The 20,761-nt window shown below is 61.8% G+C and carries 22 protein-coding genes; 7 read left to right on the top strand and 15 right to left on the bottom strand.

Going from position 1 to position 20,761, the window contains the following annotated elements; translation table 11 throughout:
- Window positions 1-18 precede the first annotated feature (18 nt).
- Window positions 19-669 carry a cyclodeaminase/cyclohydrolase family protein gene (locus LDN90_RS04375; protein WP_223948056.1) on the bottom strand — a complete coding sequence of 217 codons (651 nt, stop codon included), beginning with the start codon at window positions 667-669 and terminating at the stop codon, window positions 19-21.
- Between the two features lie 107 nt (window positions 670-776).
- Between LDN90_RS04375 and LDN90_RS04370 the strand changes: the two genes are divergently transcribed.
- Window positions 777-2,021 (top strand): amidohydrolase, encoded by a 1,245-nt coding sequence (locus LDN90_RS04370; protein ID WP_223948055.1) that lies wholly within the window; start codon window positions 777-779, stop codon window positions 2,019-2,021.
- Between the two features lie 62 nt (window positions 2,022-2,083).
- Here the strand turns inward: LDN90_RS04370 and LDN90_RS04365 are convergent, their stop codons facing one another.
- Both LDN90_RS04365 and LDN90_RS04360 read right to left on the bottom strand, forming a co-directional pair.
- Entirely contained in the window at window positions 2,084-2,305 is a 222-nt protein-coding gene (locus LDN90_RS04365) for a hypothetical protein (RefSeq protein WP_223948054.1), read from the bottom strand.
- Between the two features lie 74 nt (window positions 2,306-2,379).
- Window positions 2,380-3,369 (bottom strand): NAD(P)/FAD-dependent oxidoreductase, encoded by a 990-nt coding sequence (locus tag LDN90_RS04360; protein WP_223948053.1) that lies wholly within the window; start codon window positions 3,367-3,369, stop codon window positions 2,380-2,382.
- A 152-nt stretch (window positions 3,370-3,521) separates the two neighbouring features.
- On the opposite strand from LDN90_RS04360, the gene LDN90_RS04355 reads away from it, so the two are divergent.
- The 4 genes from LDN90_RS04355 to LDN90_RS04340 all read left to right on the top strand — a co-directional run bounded on the left by LDN90_RS04355 (window position 3,522) and on the right by LDN90_RS04340 (window position 7,839).
- On the top strand, window positions 3,522-4,103 hold the full coding sequence (locus tag LDN90_RS04355) for an XRE family transcriptional regulator (protein WP_216926981.1): 582 nt from the start codon (window positions 3,522-3,524) through the stop codon (window positions 4,101-4,103).
- Between the two features lie 125 nt (window positions 4,104-4,228).
- On the top strand, window positions 4,229-5,257 hold the full coding sequence (locus LDN90_RS04350) for a nitrilase-related carbon-nitrogen hydrolase (RefSeq protein WP_223948052.1): 1,029 nt from the start codon (window positions 4,229-4,231) through the stop codon (window positions 5,255-5,257).
- Window positions 5,254-6,279, top strand: a complete 1,026-nt coding sequence (locus tag LDN90_RS04345; RefSeq protein ID WP_223948051.1) for an agmatine deiminase family protein — start codon at window positions 5,254-5,256, stop codon at window positions 6,277-6,279. The genes LDN90_RS04350 and LDN90_RS04345 overlap by 4 nt, the downstream gene beginning before the upstream one ends.
- Window positions 6,280-6,291: 12 nt before the next feature.
- On the top strand, window positions 6,292-7,839 hold the full coding sequence (locus LDN90_RS04340) for an APC family permease (protein WP_223948049.1): 1,548 nt from the start codon (window positions 6,292-6,294) through the stop codon (window positions 7,837-7,839).
- A gap of 55 nt (window positions 7,840-7,894) precedes the next feature.
- Here the strand turns inward: LDN90_RS04340 and LDN90_RS04335 are convergent, their stop codons facing one another.
- The 12 genes from LDN90_RS04335 to LDN90_RS04280 all read right to left on the bottom strand — a co-directional run bounded on the left by LDN90_RS04335 (window position 7,895) and on the right by LDN90_RS04280 (window position 19,660).
- Window positions 7,895-8,863 (bottom strand): IS3 family transposase, encoded by a 969-nt coding sequence (locus LDN90_RS04335; RefSeq protein WP_223946634.1) that lies wholly within the window; start codon window positions 8,861-8,863, stop codon window positions 7,895-7,897.
- A gap of 38 nt (window positions 8,864-8,901) precedes the next feature.
- Complete coding sequence (locus LDN90_RS04330; protein WP_223946635.1) at window positions 8,902-9,348, bottom strand: hypothetical protein; 447 nt, start codon at window positions 9,346-9,348, stop codon at window positions 8,902-8,904.
- A 132-nt stretch (window positions 9,349-9,480) separates the two neighbouring features.
- On the bottom strand, window positions 9,481-10,026 hold the full coding sequence (locus tag LDN90_RS04325) for a hypothetical protein (protein WP_216926977.1): 546 nt from the start codon (window positions 10,024-10,026) through the stop codon (window positions 9,481-9,483).
- Between the two features lie 294 nt (window positions 10,027-10,320).
- Window positions 10,321-10,623 carry a DUF4193 domain-containing protein gene (locus LDN90_RS04320; RefSeq protein WP_223948048.1) on the bottom strand — a complete coding sequence of 101 codons (303 nt, stop codon included), beginning with the start codon at window positions 10,621-10,623 and terminating at the stop codon, window positions 10,321-10,323.
- A 424-nt stretch (window positions 10,624-11,047) separates the two neighbouring features.
- Complete coding sequence (lhgO, locus tag LDN90_RS04315) at window positions 11,048-12,265, bottom strand: L-2-hydroxyglutarate oxidase (RefSeq protein ID WP_223948047.1); 1,218 nt, start codon at window positions 12,263-12,265, stop codon at window positions 11,048-11,050.
- 122 nt (window positions 12,266-12,387) lie between these two features.
- Window positions 12,388-12,882, bottom strand: coding sequence for a DUF805 domain-containing protein (locus tag LDN90_RS04310; RefSeq protein WP_216926975.1), 495 nt, complete (start codon window positions 12,880-12,882; stop codon window positions 12,388-12,390).
- A gap of 307 nt (window positions 12,883-13,189) precedes the next feature.
- The gene (menE, locus tag LDN90_RS04305; RefSeq protein ID WP_223948045.1) at window positions 13,190-14,740 is read right to left on the bottom strand and encodes an o-succinylbenzoate--CoA ligase; all 1,551 of its coding nucleotides are present in this window, start codon (window positions 14,738-14,740) and stop codon (window positions 13,190-13,192) included.
- A 12-nt stretch (window positions 14,741-14,752) separates the two neighbouring features.
- Window positions 14,753-16,078, bottom strand: a complete 1,326-nt coding sequence (locus tag LDN90_RS04300) for an MFS transporter (RefSeq protein WP_223948044.1) — start codon at window positions 16,076-16,078, stop codon at window positions 14,753-14,755.
- 43 nt (window positions 16,079-16,121) lie between these two features.
- Window positions 16,122-16,577 (bottom strand): MaoC family dehydratase, encoded by a 456-nt coding sequence (locus LDN90_RS04295; protein WP_216926972.1) that lies wholly within the window; start codon window positions 16,575-16,577, stop codon window positions 16,122-16,124.
- Window positions 16,578-16,606: 29 nt separating this feature from the next.
- The gene (locus LDN90_RS04290; RefSeq protein WP_223948043.1) at window positions 16,607-17,830 is read right to left on the bottom strand and encodes an acyl-CoA dehydrogenase family protein; all 1,224 of its coding nucleotides are present in this window, start codon (window positions 17,828-17,830) and stop codon (window positions 16,607-16,609) included.
- 1 nt (window position 17,831) lies between these two features.
- Window positions 17,832-18,722: an amidohydrolase family protein gene (locus tag LDN90_RS04285; RefSeq protein ID WP_275964102.1), complete on the bottom strand. Its 891-nt coding sequence runs from the start codon at window positions 18,720-18,722 to the stop codon at window positions 17,832-17,834.
- The gene (locus LDN90_RS04280) at window positions 18,722-19,660 is read right to left on the bottom strand and encodes an SDR family NAD(P)-dependent oxidoreductase (RefSeq protein WP_223948041.1); all 939 of its coding nucleotides are present in this window, start codon (window positions 19,658-19,660) and stop codon (window positions 18,722-18,724) included. Before LDN90_RS04280 ends, LDN90_RS04285 begins: the two co-directional genes overlap by 1 nt.
- A gap of 139 nt (window positions 19,661-19,799) precedes the next feature.
- On the opposite strand from LDN90_RS04280, the gene LDN90_RS04275 reads away from it, so the two are divergent.
- Both LDN90_RS04275 and LDN90_RS04270 read left to right on the top strand, forming a co-directional pair.
- On the top strand, window positions 19,800-20,258 hold the full coding sequence (locus LDN90_RS04275; RefSeq protein ID WP_223948040.1) for a MarR family winged helix-turn-helix transcriptional regulator: 459 nt from the start codon (window positions 19,800-19,802) through the stop codon (window positions 20,256-20,258).
- 259 nt (window positions 20,259-20,517) lie between these two features.
- Entirely contained in the window at window positions 20,518-20,751 is a 234-nt protein-coding gene (locus LDN90_RS04270; protein ID WP_216926967.1) for a hypothetical protein, read from the top strand.
- Window positions 20,752-20,761 lie beyond the last annotated feature (10 nt).

The following is a 20,761-nucleotide window of genomic DNA, read 5'->3' as shown; positions in this document are numbered from 1 at the left end:
GTGTGCCGTCTTCGGAAATCAGTGGCCGTCAGTAGGTGCAGCCTTGCCATCTACGGCGGCCACCAGCTGGTCAATCCGGTCCAGGGCATCGCTGAGCCGGCCAACCGTACCCCACAATTCAGGGTGCTTTTCCTTGATTTCATCAAGGGTCGCCCCTGCGGATCTGAGCGATCCGAGATCAAAGCTCACGTTGGTTCGGGCTCCTGCGATGGCGGCCCTGAGGGCTCCAAACCCGACCACTACGTCGGCAATGAGCGCTGGATTCCCGTTGCTGGCCAGCCATCCCAGGTCCTCAATGGCTTCTATGGCATGGTCCCCGAGCACAGCGGACGCCTTGGCAGCATCGACGGATGCACGGTGGATTGCTTCCTCCCGCTCCGGGCCAGGATCAAGCCGGAAGGCCGCACCGAAAGCCTTTGATGCCGTTGCGTCATCGTCAGCCAGCTTCAGGGCGGTTTCGCGGAGGGAGCGGGCCCGGGCGTGCAGCTCGGCCAACTGCTGCCCGGGCGCCTCCGTATAGCCAGCAACCATGGAGGCCAAGGATGCGGCAATGGCCAGCATTACGCCGGTTCCTGCGCCTCCACCAGGTGATCCGCTGGACTCTGCCAGAGCCTTGGTCCAATCCTCAACTGTTGAGCCTTGGGTCGTGATCTCTTGTGAAGATTCCATGCAACCAAGTTTGCCTGAAACGCACACGTGTGGGTCGGCGTCGTTGTCTGATCACGTGGATACACTGGCCAGACCCTGCGGCGTCGACCTGTTAAGGAAAATTCCCCATGAGCATTGACCTTGAAGCCCTCTACCGTGACCTCCACACGAACCCGGAGCTTTCCTTCCAAGAGGTCAGAACAGCCGGGATCATCAGCGGACACCTTGAGGGCTTGGGGCTTCTGGTCCACCGCTCCGTGGGGAAAACAGGGGTTGTGGGAGTCCTGGACAATGGCCCCGGACCCGTGGTGATGCTTCGTGCCGACATGGACGCGTTGCCCGTCCAAGAGGCCACCGGGTTGGACTACGCAAGTACGGCAGTCGGCGTCGATCATGAAGGCCGTGAGGTGCCGATCATGCATGCGTGCGGGCACGACGTACATGTCAGCTGCCTCCTCGGAGCCGTGGAAGCGTTGGCCGCAAAGCGGCAGGACTGGCAGGGCACCCTGATCGCAGTCTTCCAGCCAGCCGAAGAATGGGGTGGCGGTGCCCAGGCCATGGTGGCGGGTGGGCTCTTTGACCTGGTCCCCAAGCCGGACGTGGTCCTGGGCCAGCACGTCGCGCCCTTTCCTGTCGGATGGTTCGGCATCCGTCCCGGCGTGGCCATGGCCTCAGCGGATTCGCTCAACGTGACGTTGCATGGGCGCGGCGGCCACGGCTCCAGGCCTGAAACCACCATTGATCCAGTGCTCATGGCCGCGGCAACCACCATGCGCCTGCAAGGAGTGGTGTCCCGGGAACTCGCCGCAAGCGATTCTGCGGTAGTTACGGTTGGGCAAATCCATTCCGGAACAAAGAACAACATCATTCCCGAGACCGCAACGCTTGGCCTCAGTATCCGATCCTTCAGCGAGCCCACACGGGAGATAGTCCTGAACTCGATCGAGCGCATCGTTCGAAGTGAAGCTGCCGCCTCAGGCTCCCTCAAGGAACCCGACTTCCACTATGAGGAGCGCTTCCCGCTAACGGTCAATGATGAATCGGCCGCCGGAAGGATCGCTTCAGCGTTTCGCGATAGGTTTGGCGCCGCGAGGATCATAGACCCCGGCCCCGTCTCGGGCAGTGAAGACGTCGGGGAACTCGCGACGGCGGCCGGCGCGCCGCTCGTCTTTTGGTTCCTGGGCGGGATCGAGGCCACGCACTTCAAGGACTGGGCGACCACGGGCCGCCTCCCGGAGGACGTTCCGTCGAACCACTCGCCCTACTTTGCCCCGATCATCCAGCCAACACTGGCCCTTGGCACGGAAGCACTGATCACAGGCGCCCTCGAATTCCTGGACGTCCCTAAGCAGACAGCAGGAAACCCCGCTTAACGGGCAATTCACCGCCGCGCGCGGTGAATTGCCTTAAAACGGGGTTCTGCCCAGACCGACGCCTAGACTCTTTCGCGAATGCGGTCGACCTTCGGTTCTGAAACCTCAAATTCCCTGCGGCGACGGGCCAGGAAAGTCCACAACGTTCCTTCTGTCTGCGGGCTCTTTTCGGCAGGGGCCTCAGATGCCTGATCCTTGCTGGTCTCAGGCTTGTGCATCTCGGGCGTACGCACGGAGTCCTTCTTCGTGCGCCTCTCATAGCCCTCATAGTACGAGTAGCACATACCCAACCTCCTTAGTGGCTGTCCTTTAATCGTCCTCGCACCCGGACCGTAAGTCGACTGCTAATTAATGCAACTCACCGTGAAACAAGGCCTTCAACGCGGCTGGCCGCCGTCGCTACCGCCAGCCTGGTTTCAGCCATCATGAGATCCGCATTGATGACTGCACCGGACATGTTTCCCGCCGCCGCGGCAGCCACTACCTGGCCCATGGGATCGGTGACGTTGCCCGCTACCCAAACGCCCGGCACTGATGTGGTTCCCCCTGGGGCAGCCGCTTCAAAATGAAGTCCCACTCCCTGGGGATGTTCCACTGGCTCAATGCCCAAGGATTCGAGCACCCTCGAACGCGCCTCCATGCGTGGACCAGCCACCACCGCTTCAACGGGTATCACCGTCCCGGATTCCAGGACGACGCCGCTCAGAGCGTCGTCAGTGACTTCCAATGACCGGACCTTGCCTTCCACCACGCTGATGGATCTGGCCGCCAGTTGTTCCCACTGCTCTTCAGTCGGTTCAACGACGTCGTTCAGGAACAGCGTGACGTTGGGGCTCCACTGCCGGAACAGCAGGGCCTGGTGCAAGGCCATCGGTACAGACCCCAGGACGCCGATCGCCTTGTTCCGCACTTCCCAACCATGGCAGTACGGGCAGTGCAGGACGTCCCTGCCCCAGCGTTCCCGGATGCCATTCACGTCCGGCAGGATGTCCGTCAGGCCCGTGGCCACCAGTATTCGGCGCGCCCCTACCGTCCGACCGTCCGCCAGGTCCACCTCAAAGGCGGGCTCGGAAGCATTGGTGGGATCCGGCGTCGGACGCGCCGCCACAGCCAGCCCCGAAACGATGTGGCCGCCGTAATGCAGGACTTCAGCCCGGCCAAGCGCCAAGAGTTCCCGGGGGCTGAGCCCGTCCCGGGAAAGGAAGCCGTGGACTCCTGCGGCAGGGGCGTTCCGTGGCTCCCCGGCGTCGATGACCAGAACGGACCGCAACGCCCTACCCAGCGTGACCGCGGCACTTAACCCAGCTGCGCCACCTCCCACAATGACGACGTCGTACTGTTGTTCCATTTTTGCCTCCTGTTCGCTTTGTTGCGGGGCCTGCTCTGCGCGTTATTCCCAGGTTTTGGGGCGCAAAGCGGGCCTCACAACGGCCTAATTCAATGCTCAGACGCACACATCGAAAGCAGCAACAAATTTTGCCAGTATGGCAAACTGAAGCAATGACTCCGGATTTCAGCAAAATGCTCGACGCCGTCGGCCCTCGCCTCCGGGCGCTGCGGACCCAACGCAATGTGACCCTGGCGGAGGCTTCGGCGGCCACAGGCATTTCGGTCAGCACGCTTTCCAGGTTGGAGTCGGGACAACGGAAGCCCACGCTCGAACTACTCCTGCCCATTGCCCGGCTTCACCAGATCCCCCTCGAGGAACTCATCGACGCCCCGGAAACCGGCGATCCGCGGATTCACCTCAAGCCGCACGTGCACGAGTGGGGCACAGCCTTGCCGCTGACACGTCGAGCAGGCGGAATCCAGGCATTCAAGATGGTCCTGCCGGGCGGCACGGGGAAGGAAGTTCCCGATCCCCAATCGCATGAGGGCTATGACTGGATGTATATCCTCAACGGCAAACTCCGGCTTGTCCTGGGCGAGAACGACTTCATTCTCAAAGCAGGTGAGGCTGCGGAGTTCGATACGCGGACGCCGCACTGGTTCGCCAGCGCCACCAACGAACCCGTCGAGCTCCTTACGCTCTTTGGGCAGCAGGGCGAGCGCATGCACGTCAGGGCGCGGCCCAAGAGATAGGTACCTCCCAAGCACGGATAAATGAAGGTAATTCATTTTTGCCCCTTGCATCCGGCCGTGACTACCGCCATACTAAATGAACGCTATTCATTTAGTGACTGTCGTCTCACCGGAGTACATACCCCATGATTGAAATTACCCGCCTCGAAGCCCCAACTTCCCTGGCCCGCACCGAGCCGTCCACACGCACCCCTCTGCGGGTCGGCGTCGTTCAGCACCGCTGGCACGCTGATGAAGCAGTCCTGCATGCCGAACTGAACGAGGGAATCGAACGCGCAGCCAAGCTGGGAGCCAGTGTTGTTTTCCTGCCTGAACTGACTCTCTCCCGCTACCCAGCAGACACCCGCCCGGAGAACAACCCGGCCGCAGGTATCCGCCCTTCAGACATCGCCGAAGACCTGCTCACTGGCCCAACCTTCACGTTCGCCGCAGCGGCTGCCAGGACCTACGGCGTCTCGGTGCACGCATCGCTCTACCAGCGGGCTGAAAACCCGGACGGCACGGACGACGGCTTGGGACTCAACACCGCCATCCTCGTCTCCCCCGCTGGCGAGCTCGTGGCCCGCACCCACAAACTGCACATCCCCGTCACGGCCGGATACTACGAGGACAAATTCTTCCGCAAAGGCCCGGCCGCCGAGGATGCCTATGCGGTCCACGCTCCTGCCGAACTCGGCGGCGCACGCCTTGGCATGCCCACCTGCTGGGATGAATGGTTCCCGGAGCTCGCCCGCATGTACTCCCTGGGTGGGGCCGAAATCCTGGTCTACCCCACTGCCATTGGCTCCGAACCGGACCACCCCGACTTCGATACCCAACCGCTCTGGCAGCAGGTCATCGTGGGTAACGGCATCGCCAACGGCCTCTTCATGATTGCCCCGAACCGCTACGGCAGCGAGGGCACACTGAACTTCTATGGTTCGTCCTTCATCTCCGATCCGTACGGCCGCATCCTGGTCCAGGCACCCCGCGACGAATCCGCCGTCATGGTGGCCGATCTCGATCTGGACCAGCGCAAGGATTGGCTCACGCTCTTCCCGTTCCTGGCCACCCGCCGCCCGGAAACGTACGGCCGCCTCACCGAGCCCGTGAACCCCAACGCCCCGCTCGGCTGCGCAGCAGAAGCCACGCCTTACCAGGCTGTGTCCGCATGAGCGCCTGGCGGATGCCGTCCGAGACCGCTCCCCAGGACCGCGTCTGGATGGCCTTCCCCACGGGCGGCTACACCTTGGGTGACACGGAGGAAGAGGCCCACGCTGCGCGCTCCACGTGGGCTGCCGTTGCCAACGCCATCCTTGAGTTCGAGCCGGTCACCATGGTGGTACACCCCGACGACGTCGACACCGCCGGGCGTTACCTGGACCCTCGCGTCGAGGTACTGACCGCTGAACTCAACGATGCCTGGATGCGGGACATCGGGCCCTCTTTCGTGCTTGATGCCAACAAGCAGCTGGGTGCCGTGGACTGGATCTTCAACGGATGGGGCGGCCAGGATTGGGCTGCGTGGGACAAGGATTCCCTCATCGCGGCGGAGATCAGCGCCCGCGCCGATGCCCACCACATCCCATCGGGCATCGTCAACGAGGGTGGCGGCATCCAGGTTGATGGCGAAGGCACCGTCCTGGTCACCGAGACCGTACAGCTTGACCAAGGACGCAACCCGGGCCTGACCAAGGCCGATATCGAAGGGGAACTTGCCCGCACCATCGGCGCCACCCACGTTCTCTGGCTGCCCCGCGGCCTCACCCGTGACTCGGAGAAATTCGGCACCCGCGGCCACGTGGACATTGTGGCAGCGATCCCGAGCCCCGGCACGCTGCTGGTCCACTCCCAGCAGAACCCGGAACACCCGGACTACAACGTCTCCCGGGAAATCATCGACTTCCTGCGCACTACCCATGACGCAGCAGGCCGGGACTGGAACATCATCGAAGTTCCCGCCCCGGAAACCCTTACCGACGACGAAGGGTATGTGGACTACAGCTACATCAACCACCTCGTGGTCAACGGAGGGGTCATCGCGTGCAGTTTCAATGACCCCATGGACGAGAAAGCACTCCGCCTCCTCGCCGACGCCTACCCCGGACGCCGCGTAGTCAGTGTTGACGCGCGCGAACTCTTTGCCCGGGGCGGCGGTATCCACTGCATTACGCAGCAGCAGCCTACGGCCATCTAGAAAGGGCCTTTCATGAGCCAGACAATCCGTAGCACGGCCGACGGCACCAGCCCGGCCGGCAAGTCGCACGACATCAGCGGCAAGGGACTGAAGACGGGGCAGTTGGGGCTCCTCGCCGTCGTCGTTCTTGGCATTTCAACCATCGCCCCGGCGTATACACTTACCAGCGCGCTCGGTCCAACCGTCAACGAAGCCGGGCTGCAACTGCCCGTGATCTTCCTTATCGGGTTCATTCCAATGATCCTGGTGTCACTGGCATACCGGGAACTCAACGCCGATTCCCCGGACAGCGGCACAACCTTCACGTGGGTCACCAAAGCTTTCGGTCCCTGGGTGGGCTGGATGGGTGGCTGGGGCCTGCTCGCGGCCAACATCATCGTCCTGTCCAACCTGGCAGGCGTCGCAGTGGACTTCTTCTACCTCTTCCTGGCACAGGTTACTGGCTCCCCCGAGCTCGCGGACCTCGCCTCGGACAAGGTACTGAACGTTGCCACCTGCTTCGTCTTCGTTGCCTTGGCCGTGTGGGTGAGCTACCGCGGCCTGCACACCACAAAGATCGTCCAGTACGGGCTGGTGGGCTTCCAACTGCTGGTCCTGGGCCTCTTCGTGGCCATGGCGTTCGCCAACTGGTCCACCTCCGAGACCGCCATTCCGTTCAGCTGGGACTGGTTCGATGTCACCAAGATCGAGACGTTCGGCCAGATCGCGGCCGGCATCTCCCTGTCGATCTTCGTTTACTGGGGCTGGGATGTTTGCCTCACAGTGAACGAGGAAACCGCCAACGGAAAGAAGACCGCCGGCCTCGCAGGCACCCTGACCGCCGTCATCGTGCTGGGCATTTACCTCCTAGTCACCATCGCCACCATGATGTTCGCAGGCGTCGGAGACACGGGAATCGGCCTGAACAACGAGGAAAACCACGCCAACGTCTTCACGGCCCTCGCGTCACCGGTCATGGGTCCATTCGCAATCCTGATGTCCCTCGCCGTCCTCTCCAGCTCGGCGGCTTCCCTGCAGTCGACGTTCACCTCGCCATCGCGCAGCCTGCTGGCCATGGCGCACTACGGCGCCCTGCCTGAGCGCTTCAGCCACATGAGCAAGAAGTTCTCGACGCCGGGCTTCGCCACAGTCGCGGCCGGCGTCCTGTCCGCGGGCTTCTACGCCGTGATGCACGTGATCAGTGAGAACGTGCTTAACGACACCATCCTGGCCCTTGGCTTGATGATCTGCTTCTACTACGGGCTCACGGCCATCGCCTGTGTCTGGTACTTCCGGAACAGTGTGTTCTCCAGTGCCCGGAACTTCTTCCTGCGTCTCTTCTGCCCGCTGCTGGGTGGAGTCGGCCTGTTCGTTGTCTTCCTGCAGACCGCGGTTGACAGCTGGGCCCCGGAGTTTGGAAGTGGCTCGGAAATCTTCGGAGTGGGGCTCGTGTTCGTGCTCGGCATCGGCATCCTTGCCCTGGGTGCGGTGTTCATGCTGATCATGTCCCGCGTCCGTCCCGGCTTCTTCCGCGGAGAGACCATCCGCAAGGACACCCCTGCCCTGGTGGTCCCTGAGTAGCTCCTCAACGCGACGACGCGGGAAAGCGGTCAGTTCGCCGGAAATCCGGTATATATCAAGCTGTTTGTGACAGCTGGGTGGTTTTTCTGTGGTTGATTCCGGCGGTGGGTGGTATTCCTGGCGCGGTGGGTCTGCGGTGGTATCTGTGCGGGTTGCGGGCGTAGCAGGCATCGAGGGTTTGTTGTCGTTGCCTGCGCGCCTGCTCGATCAGCCCGTAGTGGACGGTGTCGGGGGTGTAGAAGTTCAAGCCGCTGTGCCTGTGATGGGCGTTGTAAGCGGCAAAGAACTGGTCCATGTAGTCCCGGGCGTCTTGTAGGTCCCGGAACCGTTGGGGGAATCCCAGGTCGTATTTGACGGTTTTGAAGAGCGCTTCGGAGTACGGGTTGTCGTTCGAGACCCGGGGCCTGGAGTAGGACAAGGTGATGCCAAGCGCCCGGGCCAGGTCCACGGTGGTCCCGGCCCGCATGGGAGCTCCGTTGTCGGCGTGCAGAACCAAGGGCCGCTGGTGAGTCGTGTCCACGGCCTCACGTATGAATGTGGAGGCAAGGGCCGCGGTCTCGTGGTGTTCGACGCGGTGGGCGATGACCTTGCGGGAGAACGCATCGATGATCGCGTAGAGCTTGTAGGTGTGTTTGCCCGGGCCGCGGAGCATGGTGATATCCCAGCTCCAGAGCTGGTTCGGGCCGGTGGCTTCCACGACGGGTTTGATCCGCTTCGGGCTGGTGTTTCCGCGTTGAACACGCCGGTCACCGTTCTGTCCACGCGCAGCAACGAGACGGTGCGCTGTTGCGATGGAGAAGGAGCAGTGTCCGGTATCGAGCATCCGGTAATAGGCCTGGGTGACCGAAAGGTTTCCGTAGTCCTCGGAGTTCAGAGCGGTCATGAACTCCTCAGCTTCGGCTGAGGTAATCCGGTTCGGATACGCCCGGTCGGCATGGGCGATAGTGATCCCGGCCGCTGCCGGCGGGCTCAGATACCGGTACCACGTGGTGCGGTGAAGCCCAACAACCGCGCACGCCTTCACAGCTGACCAGCCAGCAGCGACCAGATTCCCGACAAAGGTCAGGGCAATGTCTTTCCAGATTTTGGGTTCAACCAGTCCGGGCGCTGCGGCTCCGGATCCTTCAGTTCGGGGTCCGTCGCCGCTGCGCTCCTGGCCATGGCATCCAAGAGCGCGGAAGCTTTTCCCAGGATGTCCACCGCGGCCTCGGACTTGGCCAGCTTGGCCTTGAGGATCTCGTTCTCCTTCAAGACCTGCTTCAGTAGCCGCCTGTCTCCTTCTCTCAAACGCTGGTCCTCTTTTCCGGTCATGGCCCGGGATCTCAACTCCCCGGCCTCACGTTGCCTGCCCCAGAGCCGGATCGTTCCATCGGTGATACCAACAGCCCTGCAGAACGCGATCTTTGATCCACGCTCCAAACACTTCTCATACTCATCCAGAATCATGTGTTTCTGGGCCAAAGTGAAGTGACTCCGCTTCGAAGCACGCAAGGGGACAACAAAATCCATGACGGACCTTTCCCCGCCCCGTGTGTCAGGCCGCTACGGACAGCAAAACTGTCACACAACAGCCTGACACACAGGGAATCTCCGGACGAGCTGGCCGCTTTCCCACGTTCTCGCGGTTAGCCGGCTAAGCAATCACCAATGGTGGGCGACGTCCACCACAAGGCGCGAACCGCCGTCGGGCCCGTCCAAAGTGAAGACACGGAACGGAAGCCGGGCCCGGACACCCAAACCGATGCTCGTGGTGCCTTCGAAGCTCCCCGCGTAAACCACCTGCCGGAATGTCTCATACCCGGAAACGTTGGACAACTCCGCCTTGGCTGCGGGAGCGTACGTGAGTTGGCCGTTCTGGTCGTAGGACGGAGCCGTCACCACAACCTGCAGGTCAGCATCACCGAGCACGGGGATTGGATAGCCGGTTGCATCCTGAATCACTACCGGGACGTACTGCACTGAATAGCCGGCCACCTTGCCGGTCATGTCGATCACCAAACGGTCGTAACAGGACTGCTGGCCCGTACGGACGTTGGTGACGTTGGCGGAGCTCATGTCGGGGTCGGCCTTGGCCAGCGAGCCCCACATGATCCCGCAATATGGCGATGCCGAGGCTGGTCCCGGTGCCACCAGACCGAGTCCGGCAGCTGCAAGGACTGCTGCCAAACCCGCTCCAAATTTCCTCATTTTTTGTGCCCCCTTCAGGCGAAGTTGATACTTCAACAGTAGGAGCGACTTGGGTGTTTGGATGGGTTGTGGCCGCTTCGGCGCACAACCGTTAAAACGACTACGGGGTGGTCACGGGAGAGTCATGGAAGCGGGGTTTTACGCCTTTTCACGGACCAGATTGTGGGTGTTCGTGCACGGGTTCGTAATCGAAGATAACGACACCTGGGCGTTACAAAGAGTTGCGGACACGCAAAAGCCCCATCCGGCCATTCATTGGCCTGACGGGGCTTGAACGTTTTGCAGTACCCGGGATTAGCCCTCGCAGTCCTTGCAGAACTTAAGGCCGTTCTTTTCCAGGGCAACCTGAGACCTATGGCGGACCAGGAAGCAGGAAGAACACGTGAATTCGTCAGACTGTTCAGGTACCACCACAACGGTCAGTTCTTCACCGGAAAGATCGGCGCCCGGGAGGTCGATGCCTTCCGCTGTGTCGTTTTCGTCGATGTCGATGACTGCAGTCTGGGCACCGGTGCCGCGGGACGCCTGAAGAGCCTCAAGCGAGTCCGCGGGAGTCTCTTCTTCTGTCTTGCGGGGCGCGTCGTAATCAGTAGCCATTGGGTTCGCTTTCGTTGCTGCATAGTGCCATTTCAGGCACCTCAGTGAAGCAGTTTAGGGCATAGCATCCGCATTGGACGAAAAGTGTGCCCAAAACAACATTCAGCAGCTTTCAAGCCAACCTTTAGGGGTTACGGCGGGCCATTCCCGAGTGGGATTGAATGGCCTGCGCACTGGCGACCCTAACTCCGCTTAGCGCCGGCAACCACGTCCAATCGGCTGGCCGCCCGTGACCCTCTCGGTCCCCAGGATCCGTTGCCGGTTCCACACAATCCAGGACGTATGCGGCCTCAATCCATTGGCCGATCTTGGAGCCAATCTTCGCGCCTTGCCTAGCCAACCAGGATGCTTTCATGCGGCAAAGGTATCCAGCAGTCATGTGGGGCCGGTTTCTGCAGCGTCACGGGCTTGTTAACTTCTGCACTTAGTCCTGCAGGGCCTGCTGCACGACGTACTCCGCAATCGCCATCGACGACGTAGCCCCCGGCGACGGTGCATTCCGCACCAAAACCGTGTTCCGGCGTCGTGAAATCACAAAATCATCCACCAAGGAACCGTCAGCGTTCATGGCCTGTGCGCGGACGCCTCGCGTGCCAGGAAGAATAGTTGCACCCTCCAACGACGGGACAAAGCGTACGGCCTCCTGAATGAACTTCTTCCTACTGACCACGGTCTGGAATTCGCGGACAGCCGAGGGCACATTCTGACGGGCAAAATTCCAGAAGCCAGGAAACAATGTGTAATTCAGGACGTCGCGCACATCGATGTCCTTCCAGGAATAGGCCTCGCGTCCGAACGAGATGAATGCGTTGGGGCCCAGCATCATTTCGCCGTCGATCCTTTTGGTCAGGTGCACTCCAAGGAACGGATGCTTGGGGTCCGGCACCGGATAAATCAAGCCCCTGACTTTTGTGCGGGTTTCCTTGCCGAGGAGGAAGTACTGCCCAAAGAACGGGACGATGCGCGGCGTTGCAGGTTCTCCAGTGGCTTTCGCCAACCGGTCCGATTGAAGGCCGGCGCAGGCCACCACAAGATCGTAGTGTTCGCCCCCGGCCTTCGTGTGGACCACGACGCCGCTCCCCTGCTGTTCCAGTGAGGTGACTTCCTGCCCAAGCCGGATCTGCCCGCCCGCTTGACGGACGTCGTCGGCGAGCGCATTGGTGACAGCCGTGTAGTCCACGATCGCCGTTTCCGGCGAGTGCAAGGCAGAAAGCCCGACGGCGTTCGGCTCCACCTCGCGTATTTGGTCACCCCGCAGCATGCGTGCGCCCGGCACCCCATTGGCCGTTGCCCGCGCGAAGATGTTCTCCAGTCGCTTCGATTCTTCGGGGGTCTGGGCGATCACCAACTTGCCACAGGCCTCGTACGGCAGATCTTTGGCGGCGCAGAATTCCTGAAGCAGGGCAACTCCCCGGCGGCAGAGCGTTGCCTTCAACCCGCCGGGCTCGTAGTACAGGCCAGCGTGGACTACGCCGGAGTTGTGGCCGGTCTGGTGCTTGGCGAGCTGGTCTTCCTTCTCGTAGACGGTGACCTGGACGCCGTCGAGTTTGTTGGCCAATTCCCGGGCCACAGCCACGCCGATGATTCCGCCGCCAATGACGGCGCAGCGCTTGATGCTTTTCGGTTTGGTATCACCGGTCACGGGAACTCCTCGTCGTTGGGGATTGGTCCGCATCACTCCACAGCATTCCATGGAGTGGTTCGCCGGGCACGTAAAAGGGGCGGCACTTGGCGTGCCGCCCCTTTTACGTGGTGCGTGGATTGCTAGACAGCGCTGGGCTGGTCGAAGCGCTGGCCGGCCGGGTTGGACGGCAGGAGAGCGAGAACCAGAATTGCAAGTCCGCCAACGAACGGAATGAGGCCGAGCAAGGCGAGCCAGCCGCTGAAGTTGCCATCGTGCAGACGACGGACCAGCAACGAAATGGACGGAATGAGTACGGCCAGGTAGAACGCAAAGATCAAAATAAGCCCGACAACTGCGCCCGGGCCGGGAACTGCCGTTCCGTTTGCCGAGACCGTAGAACCTGCAGCACCGAGGATGCCAGTAAGGAGCTGCAGTACAAAGCCGATGACACCCAACGCGAGGGCCACCCACCAGTACTCGCTGCGGCTCGCACGGCCGGTGAAGGCGGTGTACTTCTTGAAGAAACGCTTTACGGCGGCGCCGATTGGTGCGCCATAGTAAGGGGCCCACAGCGGCGGTTCGCCGGTCTGTGCGCCATACGGCTGGGTGTGCTGTGGCTGTTGCTGGTAACTCAAGGTGTTCCCCCGGGGTTAGGTGTGAATAATGCAATGAGACCTAAACTCTGTGAAGAGTCGTTGCTCATCGTAGTGGTCTCCGCGGTATTTATGCAGGTCGATGGACAAAATTAACCGGGATTTAGCCCGTTGACGGATTATTTCGGCCCAATCCCTCTCTCACATACCAACCCTTTTGCGGCGACGTTCTCTCACATACGCCCCCGATTTTGAGGCATGCTCTCTCACATAAAACCCCTCGAGGTTCGACGGCGGCACTATCCAACCGTCGCCGTCGAACCTTATGTAGTAGAACGCCCCGAACGGGTCAGGACGCGAACTGTTTCCTGAGTTCGGCCTTGCGGATCTTCCCGCTGGCAGTCCTTGGCATTTCCTCAACGAAAACCACGGACTTGGGGATCTTGTAGCGGGCAAGCCGGCCTTCCAAATACGAGCGCAGCTGTTCCTCTGTCAGGGAAGCACCTTCGAGCAGTGTCACGATGGCTCGCGGAACCTCCCCCCACTTGTCATCGGCAACGCCAATGACGGCAACACTCCGCACCTCCGGAAGTTCAGCGATCAGAGCTTCCACTTCGGCTGGATAAATGTTCTCTCCACCGGAAATGATCATGTCCTTGATGCGGTCCGAGACGAACAAGAAACCTTCGTCGTCCTGGAAACCCATATCGCCGGACCGGAACCAGGACGAACCCGCATAGCTGTCAGCCGTTGCCTCAGGCCTGTTCCAGTACTCCTTGATGACGTTGGGCCCCGAAATCTGGATCTCTCCCACGGCCCCAGCCGGAGCGAGCCCACCGATCGGATCCGCAATCCGCACATCGGTGAAGAAGTGCGGCAGGCCTGCGGAACCGGCCTTCTCCTGCGATCTGGAGACTGGCAGCATCGTGGCGCCGGGAGCTGTCTCGGTCATGCCGTAGCAACTCGTGAAGCCAATGCCCCGCTCTTCATAGGCGTCCAGTACCCTCTGCGGAACAGCGGAACCACCACAGGTGAGCTTGTCCAGGGAGCTGAGATCCGCCGTCGACCATTCCGGATGGTCGCAGAGCATCTGGAAGGTGGTGGGGACCCCATTGAGGGTAGTGACTTTGTGCTGCCCGATCAGCTTGAGGACGCGACCGGCGTCGAACTTGGTCTCGAGTAGCACCGTGGCGCCTTTGAGGAGCATGGGCAGCAGACCCATGTCCAGGGAGGCTACGTGGAAGAGAGGGGAAATCATGAGCGCGACGTCGTCCCGGTTGAGGTCCATGTCCACCACGGTGTTGATGCAGTTCCACGTGATATTGCCGTGCGTCAGCAGTGCACCTTTCGGCTTGCCCGTGGTGCCCGAGGTGTAGAGAATCATGGCGCCGTCGTCCAAAGTCACGGCCACATCCAGCGGCGTCGCAGCTGCCGCGTCAATCACCTCGCCATAGTGCTCGACGCCGGATGGCAGCTTAACGGCGGAACCTTCCGAACCGCCGTCGGGCGCCACCACAAAGCGGTGTGTGACGGCAGTGTCCACCACGGACGCCGCGGCTACGGCTTCCAGCGACGCTGCGCTGATCAAAAGACGCGCCCCCGAATCCTGCAGCTGGAACTGGAGCTCAGGGGCGGTGAGGCGTGTGTTCAAGGGAACGAAGATCGCACCGACCAGTCCGCAGGCAAAGAAGGTCTCCACAAAGGAGGGGTGGTTCTCGCCGAGGTAGGCCACGCGGTCCCCCTTGGCCACGCCCCTGGCAACAAGAGCGTTGGCCAAGCGGTCCGTACGGTTGGCGAGGTCGGCATAGCTCAGTGCCTGGCTGCCTGAGACCAGAGCCGCTTTGGGGCCCGACTTGGCACGGCGCCGGTGCAGCCAGGATCCAACTCCGTTGTTGTCCATGGTGCAGTACTCCTAACTGACCGAAGAAAGGTCGTTGTTCTTAGACTCTCGCGTGAGCAGGATGAAGACAATCGACACCACTGACATGGCAGACAGGAATACCACCACAGGGATGATGCTCTGGCCGGAATCCTTGTAGAGGCCCGCAACGATGCCGGGCGTGAAGCCAGCGCCGATCAGGGTGGCGAGCTGGTAACCGACGGCTGCACCGGTGTAGCGGTTGGTGGTACCGAACTGCTCGGACACAAACGCAGCAAGGGGTCCATAGAGGGATGAGTGCAGGATGAGTGCCACGGTGAATGCAAGGAAGATCAATGCGATGTTGCCGGAGCTGAGCATTCCGAACATCGGGAACAGGTACAGGATGAACAGGGCCAGTCCGGTGACCATGATCGGGCGGCGTCCGAAGCGATCGGACAATCTTCCGCCCAGTAGGACGAAAAGGATGGAGATGGCCGAGGCTCCCGCGAAGGCATAGAGCACGCCCTGCTGCGGTGCGCCCTTGGAGACCGCGTAGGTCACGGAGAATGTGGGCAGTACTACTTGCAAGCCGAATCCTGCGGCGCCGGCAAACATGATCATGATCAGCGCCTTGGGACGCCGCAGCACTTCCAGCAGAGGGATTTTACGCTTGGTGCCCTGGGCGCTTTCCTTGGCGACGGCTTCGGCGAAGATCGGGCTTTCGGAAACACGCAGCCTGACAAACATGCCAACGATCAGGAGCACGAAGGACAGGAGGAACGGCACACGCCAGCCCCACGCGAGGAACGCGTCCTGAGGAAGGGCGGAAAAGATGCCCATGACGACGGTGCCGAGGACGGCCCCTGTTGGCGCTCCTGCGTTCACGAACGATGCCGCGAAGCCGCGCCGCTTGGGGTCGGAATGTTCCAGCGCCATCAACGCGGCGCCACCCCATTCGCCTCCGACCGCAATGCCCTGGCAGACGCGCAGGACCACGAGGAGCACGGCGCCCCAGGGACCGATGACGTTGGCCCCGGGAATCAAACCGATCAAGGTGGACGCAATGCCCATCATCGCCATGGAAACGATCAGCATTCCCTTGCGGCCGATGCGGTCACCGAAGTGGCCGAAGATGATGCCGCCCAGGGGCCGTGCAACGTATCCTGCAGCGAAAGTGGCGTAGGCGGCTACGACGCCCACCCATTCGTCTGTACCGGCAAAGAACACTTTGGGGAAGGCGACCGCCGCGGCGGTGGCGTACAGCAGGAAGTCGTAGAACTCGATGGTGCTGCCCAGATAGCTGGACAAGATGACCGTACGCGCTTCTTTACGCTTCGCGGCCGTGCTCGCAGTTGCGAGTGCAGTGTGTCCTGACATGGCTGTTCCTTGGGAGAGGAGGGATTTGGTGTGGTGCTTTTGCTTATTTGTAGAAGCGTGCGAGGAATTCGGCCACGACGGCGGGGCGCTCCTGGCCTTCGATTTCGATGGTGGCGCTGACCTTGATCTGGGCGCCGCCTTTGACTTCGGTGACGTCGGCGATGGTGCCGTTCATACGGACCTTGGAACCGACCTTGACCGGCGAAGTGAAGCGGACTTTGTCCAGACCGTAGTTGACCTTGGTGGTGACACCGTCGACGTCGAACAGCTCACCCCAGAATGGGATGATGAGGGACAAGGTGAGGAAGCCGTGCGCGATGGGGGCACCGAAAGGGCCGTCCTTGGCGCGTTCGGGATCGGTGTGGATCCACTGCTGGTCGTCAGTGGCGTCAGCGAACAGGTTGATCTGTTGCTGGGTGATTTCGCGGTAGTCGGTGGTGCCGAGGTCCTTGCCGGACATGGTGAGCAGGGTGTCGAAATCGACGACGAGGTTGGGCATCGGTTGCCTCCTGATAGTTGTGTTTTGGTTTAGCGGGTGAAGGCACTGTCGCCGGTGAGGGCGCGGCCGATGATGAGGGCGTTGATTTCGTGGGTGCCCTCGTACGAGTAGACGGCTTCGGCGTCTGCGTGGAAACGCGCGACGTCGGCGGCGAGCGTGATGCCGTTGCCGCCCACCACTTCGCGTGCCAGGGCGACGGTTTCGCGCATCATCAGGCTGGTCTGCATCTTTGCCAGCGCGGAGTCCTGGTCCCGGTAGATGCCCCAGCCCTGCTGTTCGGTCAGCCTCACCACCAGCGAGAGAGACGCGGTGATGTTGCCGAGCATCCGGGCAAGTTTCTCCTGGATTAACTGGAATGAGCCCAGCGAACGGCCGAATTGTTGGCGTTCCTTGACGTAGGCAAGCGCGGCTTCGAAAGCACCGGCTTGGATGCCCGTGGCGATCCACGCAACGTCCGAGCGCATGGCCCGGAGCATCGCTGCAACGTCTTTGAACGAGTTCACGTTGTGCAGGCGCATGGCCTCCGGGACCCTCACGCCGTTCAGGGTGATATGCGCGTTCTGCATCATCCGCAAAGAAGTCTTGCCGTGGATCTTCTCAAGCCTCACGCCGGCAGCCTGCCGGTCCACGAGAAACGCTTTGACCTGCCCGTCGGCGACGTCCCGGGCGAACACGCACAGCACATCGGCCGTTGAGGCGCCCCCGATCCACCGCTTGGCGCCGTCGAGGACCCAGGTTCCGCCGTCGGCCCCTGTACCGCCGGCCTCTCCTGCAACGCCTGCTTCATAGCGTGCGGTGGTGGAGAGCCCGCCGGCGATGTCCGAGCCGTGTTCCGGTTCGGTCAACGAGAACACACCCTTGAGCGAGAAATCCACAACCCGGGGCATCCACTCGCGCTGCTGTTCCTCCGAGGCGCCCACCCGGATCGCGGTCCGGAACAGCCCGGCTTGGGCCGTGTACCAGGTAGCCAGCGAAGCGTCAGTGCGGGCGAGTTCGAAGATCCGGAACCCCTGGTAGATCCCCCGTGCGGCCTCGTCCAAAGGCTCCATCAAGTCAAGATCGATCAGCGGCTGCGCCAGTTGTTCGGGGAACTCGCCCCGTTCCCAGTACTCGGCCAGCAACGGCTTCGCTTCGGCGTCCAGGAAGTTCCGGAGCTGGGCCAAGACGGCGCGCTCCTCGGCGGTGAGGAGGGCTTCGGCGTCATACCAATCCGCCGCAGAATACAGCCGTTGGTCCAAGACGGTCGTGCTCATGTCAACCACCCAATCCGAGCAGCCGAACCGCATTTTCCTTGAGGACCTTCGGGCGGACCTCGTCCTTCAAAGGCAGGTCAGCAAACGCGCCCAACCATTTCTGCGGGGTGATCAGCGGGAAGTCAGTGCCGAATAAAACCTTGTCCTGCAACACGGAATTCGACGCTTTCACGAGGGACTCCGGGAAGTACTTGGGCGACCAGCCGGAGAGGTCGATGAACACGTTCGCCTTGTGGGTGGCGATTGAGTTCGCTTCATCCTGCCAGGGCACCGAGGGGTGGGCCATGATGATCTGCAGGCCCGGGAAGTCCGCGGCAACAGCGTCCAGCAGCAACGGGTTGGAGTAGGCCAGCTTGATTCCGTACCCGCCGGGAAGTCCCGCGCCCATACCGTTCTGGCCGGTGTGGAAAATGGCCGGCAGCCCCAGCTCCTGCAGCGTCTCCCACAACGGGTAGAACTGCTCGTTGGACGGATCGAAACCCTGCAGCGACGGATGGAACTTGAACCCGCGGGCACCGAGCTCCACGGCTTGATGCTTCGCCCCCGCGATCGCTTCCTCCCCCGTTCGCGGATCCACGGACCCGAACGGAATCAACACATCATTGTTCCGTGCTGCACCCGCAATCAGTTCCGGGATGCTGTTCGGCTCGTGCTTGAGCTGGGTCCGCGCGTCAACCGTGAAGACGACGGCGGCCATGTTCAGCTCGCGGTACACCTCCGCGATCCTGTCCAGTGACGGCGTCCTGTCCTCGGACTTGAAATACTTCGCCGAGGCCTCCGTCAGCGCTGCCGGGAGTGAGCCGTGACCGCAACTGTCCACTTCCAGATGGACGTGCATGTCGATCGCGTCCAGCGCCGAAGGGTCGACGCCCAGTTCGTAACGGGCCATGATCAGCGCGCCTGTGCAGGTTCTGGCTGCAGCTCCGCCGGCAGTGGCAGGAATTCCTCACCGTAGCCCTGAAGGTTTTCGTTGCTGAAAAGGTCCTCAGCGTTCTCGCGCAGTGCGTCATAGCTCCAGCCGCCGTCGCGGTATTCGGTGGTCGCCGCCGTCGGATGCGTCCACACCTGCAGCCGGTCACCGCCAGCTCCAATGGCCTGGCCCGTAATCCCCGAGGCCGCATCAGAGGCGAGGAAGGCAATAAGCCCCGCCACATCATCGGCGGTCCCAAAACCAAGATCATGGCGGAAGAAGGACGGCATGGCCTCACCACGCTCGTCGGCCTCAACGGCCTTCTGGAAATACGGGACGGTCTTGGTCATCGCCGTCGCCGCCACCGGGATCACCGAGTTGACGGTCACGCCGGCCTTCTTCATTTCCAAAGCCCACGTGCGGACCATGCCCACGATCCCGGCCTTCGCAGCCGCGTAATTGGTCTGGCCGAAGTTGCCACGCTGGCCCGTCGGCGAACCAATCGTGATGATCCGGCCCGGAACGTTGTTTTCCTTGAAGTACGCAAAGGCCTCACGGACACAGGTGAACGTTCCGCGGAGGTGGACGTTGACAACCAGGTCGAAGTCCTCATCGGTCATCTTCAACAGGCTCTTGTCCCGCAGGATTCCGGCGTTGGTCACCAGGATATCCAGCCGCCCGAATGCATCAACGGCACCGGCCACCAACGCTTTCGCAGCCTCCGTGCTGCCCACCGGAACCACCACCGCGGTGGCCCGGCCGCCGTCGGCCTCAATCTGCGCGACAGCCTGCGCCGCGGTCTCCGCGTTCACATCGTTTATAACGACGGCGGCACCCTGACGGGCCAGCTCCCTCGCGTAAGCGAGTCCAAGACCCTGTCCACTCCCGGTGACGATTGCAACCTTGCCGTTCAAACTCATGGCGTGCTCCTTCGCATGCAGTAACCGGCGGGAGCCGGTGGGGCCGATCCCACTGCCACGTGAGATCCTTGTCATGATCAATGAGATTACGGATCATTGAAAAAGTCAACGATTGTTTTTATTTACTATTGGAGTTGCCATGGGCACGCAGAGCACCAAAGCCGAAACCCCCCGCCTCGCGGCAGCGAAGATTGGCAATGACGTGGGGCTTCTTCTGGCAAAGCTGCATGCCACAGGATCACTGCTGAACAACAAAGCCCTGGCGGATTACGGTCTTCGCGAACGCTCCTTCTCCGTGCTGACCCTCGCCTGCAGTGGCCTGGAACCCACACAGCGTGAGCTGGCGGATTTCCTGAGCCTGGATCCGAGCCAGGTAGTCAGCCTGGTGGACGACCTCGAACACCGCGGCCTGGTCAAACGAGCTCAAGGCAAGCAGGACCGCCGCGCCAAGATCATCGTCTCCACAGCTGAGGGCCGCCGGATCCACAACAAGGCGCGGGCTGCCCTCGAGGTGTGCGAACGGAGCCAGCTCGAAGCTTTGAGTGAAGAGGAGAATGCCCAACTCAGGGAACTGTTGAAGAAGGCGCTGTGGGGATAGTTACGGCCCCGGTCCGAATGCGGTCCAAGCGATAATCGGGCCCGACGCTACGTCGCCAAGGCGCCCGGTGTTGGTGAAGAGCCCGGCTGCCAGAGCCGAACGGGCTTTCGCCAGAGAACTGGACGTTTGCACCGCTTCCGGGCGAGGTGGTATGCAACCGTCCATATCGCGGATGTGGGACATATGTCAGGATCAGAGTTCGCACTCGGCCACATCGCTTTGAATCCCTTTCAAGCGGCTTGTTACCCCGGAATGGACCATGAATCTGCCACTCTTTCACGACCCCCTCAAGGGCCGCGTCACCGTCGACGCGCCCGTGCGTGATCCCAGGATTGGACGCGATGGCGCGTTCCGTCGCGACGCCCGGACACGGATTTCTCCCAGAGCCGCCCGACCCTCCACGCACGCAGCAAAGTCGACACGGCAGCGCGAGGTGGCCAAGGTTGCCGAAGATCTCCAGGCGTTGATCGCCAGGACCACGCCTCGGCCATAAGCACGTTCTC

The organism is Arthrobacter sp. NtRootA1, assembly GCF_019976975.1.
GTDB lineage: Bacteria > Actinomycetota > Actinomycetes > Actinomycetales > Micrococcaceae > Arthrobacter > Arthrobacter aromaticivorans.
This window is presented reverse-complemented; position numbering and strand designations above follow the sequence as displayed.

What these genes read in the sequence shown, in the direction of transcription:
- LDN90_RS04375 (WP_223948056.1), bottom strand. Translation starts at nt 669, where the DNA reads ATGGAATCTTCACAAGAGATCACGACCCAAGGCTCAACAGTTGAGGAT.
- LDN90_RS04370 (WP_223948055.1), top strand. Translation starts at nt 777, where the DNA reads ATGAGCATTGACCTTGAAGCCCTCTACCGTGACCTCCACACGAACCCG.
- LDN90_RS04365 (WP_223948054.1), bottom strand. Translation starts at nt 2,305, where the DNA reads ATGTGCTACTCGTACTATGAGGGCTATGAGAGGCGCACGAAGAAGGAC.
- LDN90_RS04360 (WP_223948053.1), bottom strand. Translation starts at nt 3,369, where the DNA reads ATGGAACAACAGTACGACGTCGTCATTGTGGGAGGTGGCGCAGCTGGG.
- LDN90_RS04355 (WP_216926981.1), top strand. Translation starts at nt 3,522, where the DNA reads ATGACTCCGGATTTCAGCAAAATGCTCGACGCCGTCGGCCCTCGCCTC.
- LDN90_RS04350 (WP_223948052.1), top strand. Translation starts at nt 4,229, where the DNA reads ATGATTGAAATTACCCGCCTCGAAGCCCCAACTTCCCTGGCCCGCACC.
- LDN90_RS04345 (WP_223948051.1), top strand. Translation starts at nt 5,254, where the DNA reads ATGAGCGCCTGGCGGATGCCGTCCGAGACCGCTCCCCAGGACCGCGTC.
- LDN90_RS04340 (WP_223948049.1), top strand. Translation starts at nt 6,292, where the DNA reads ATGAGCCAGACAATCCGTAGCACGGCCGACGGCACCAGCCCGGCCGGC.
- LDN90_RS04330 (WP_223946635.1), bottom strand. Translation starts at nt 9,348, where the DNA reads ATGGATTTTGTTGTCCCCTTGCGTGCTTCGAAGCGGAGTCACTTCACT.
- LDN90_RS04325 (WP_216926977.1), bottom strand. Translation starts at nt 10,026, where the DNA reads ATGAGGAAATTTGGAGCGGGTTTGGCAGCAGTCCTTGCAGCTGCCGGA.
- LDN90_RS04320 (WP_223948048.1), bottom strand. Translation starts at nt 10,623, where the DNA reads ATGGCTACTGATTACGACGCGCCCCGCAAGACAGAAGAAGAGACTCCC.
- menE (WP_223948045.1), bottom strand. Translation starts at nt 14,740, where the DNA reads ATGGACAACAACGGAGTTGGATCCTGGCTGCACCGGCGCCGTGCCAAG.
- LDN90_RS04300 (WP_223948044.1), bottom strand. Translation starts at nt 16,078, where the DNA reads ATGTCAGGACACACTGCACTCGCAACTGCGAGCACGGCCGCGAAGCGT.
- LDN90_RS04295 (WP_216926972.1), bottom strand. Translation starts at nt 16,577, where the DNA reads ATGCCCAACCTCGTCGTCGATTTCGACACCCTGCTCACCATGTCCGGC.
- LDN90_RS04290 (WP_223948043.1), bottom strand. Translation starts at nt 17,830, where the DNA reads ATGAGCACGACCGTCTTGGACCAACGGCTGTATTCTGCGGCGGATTGG.
- LDN90_RS04280 (WP_223948041.1), bottom strand. Translation starts at nt 19,660, where the DNA reads ATGAGTTTGAACGGCAAGGTTGCAATCGTCACCGGGAGTGGACAGGGT.
- LDN90_RS04275 (WP_223948040.1), top strand. Translation starts at nt 19,800, where the DNA reads ATGGGCACGCAGAGCACCAAAGCCGAAACCCCCCGCCTCGCGGCAGCG.
- LDN90_RS04270 (WP_216926967.1), top strand. Translation starts at nt 20,518, where the DNA reads ATGAATCTGCCACTCTTTCACGACCCCCTCAAGGGCCGCGTCACCGTC.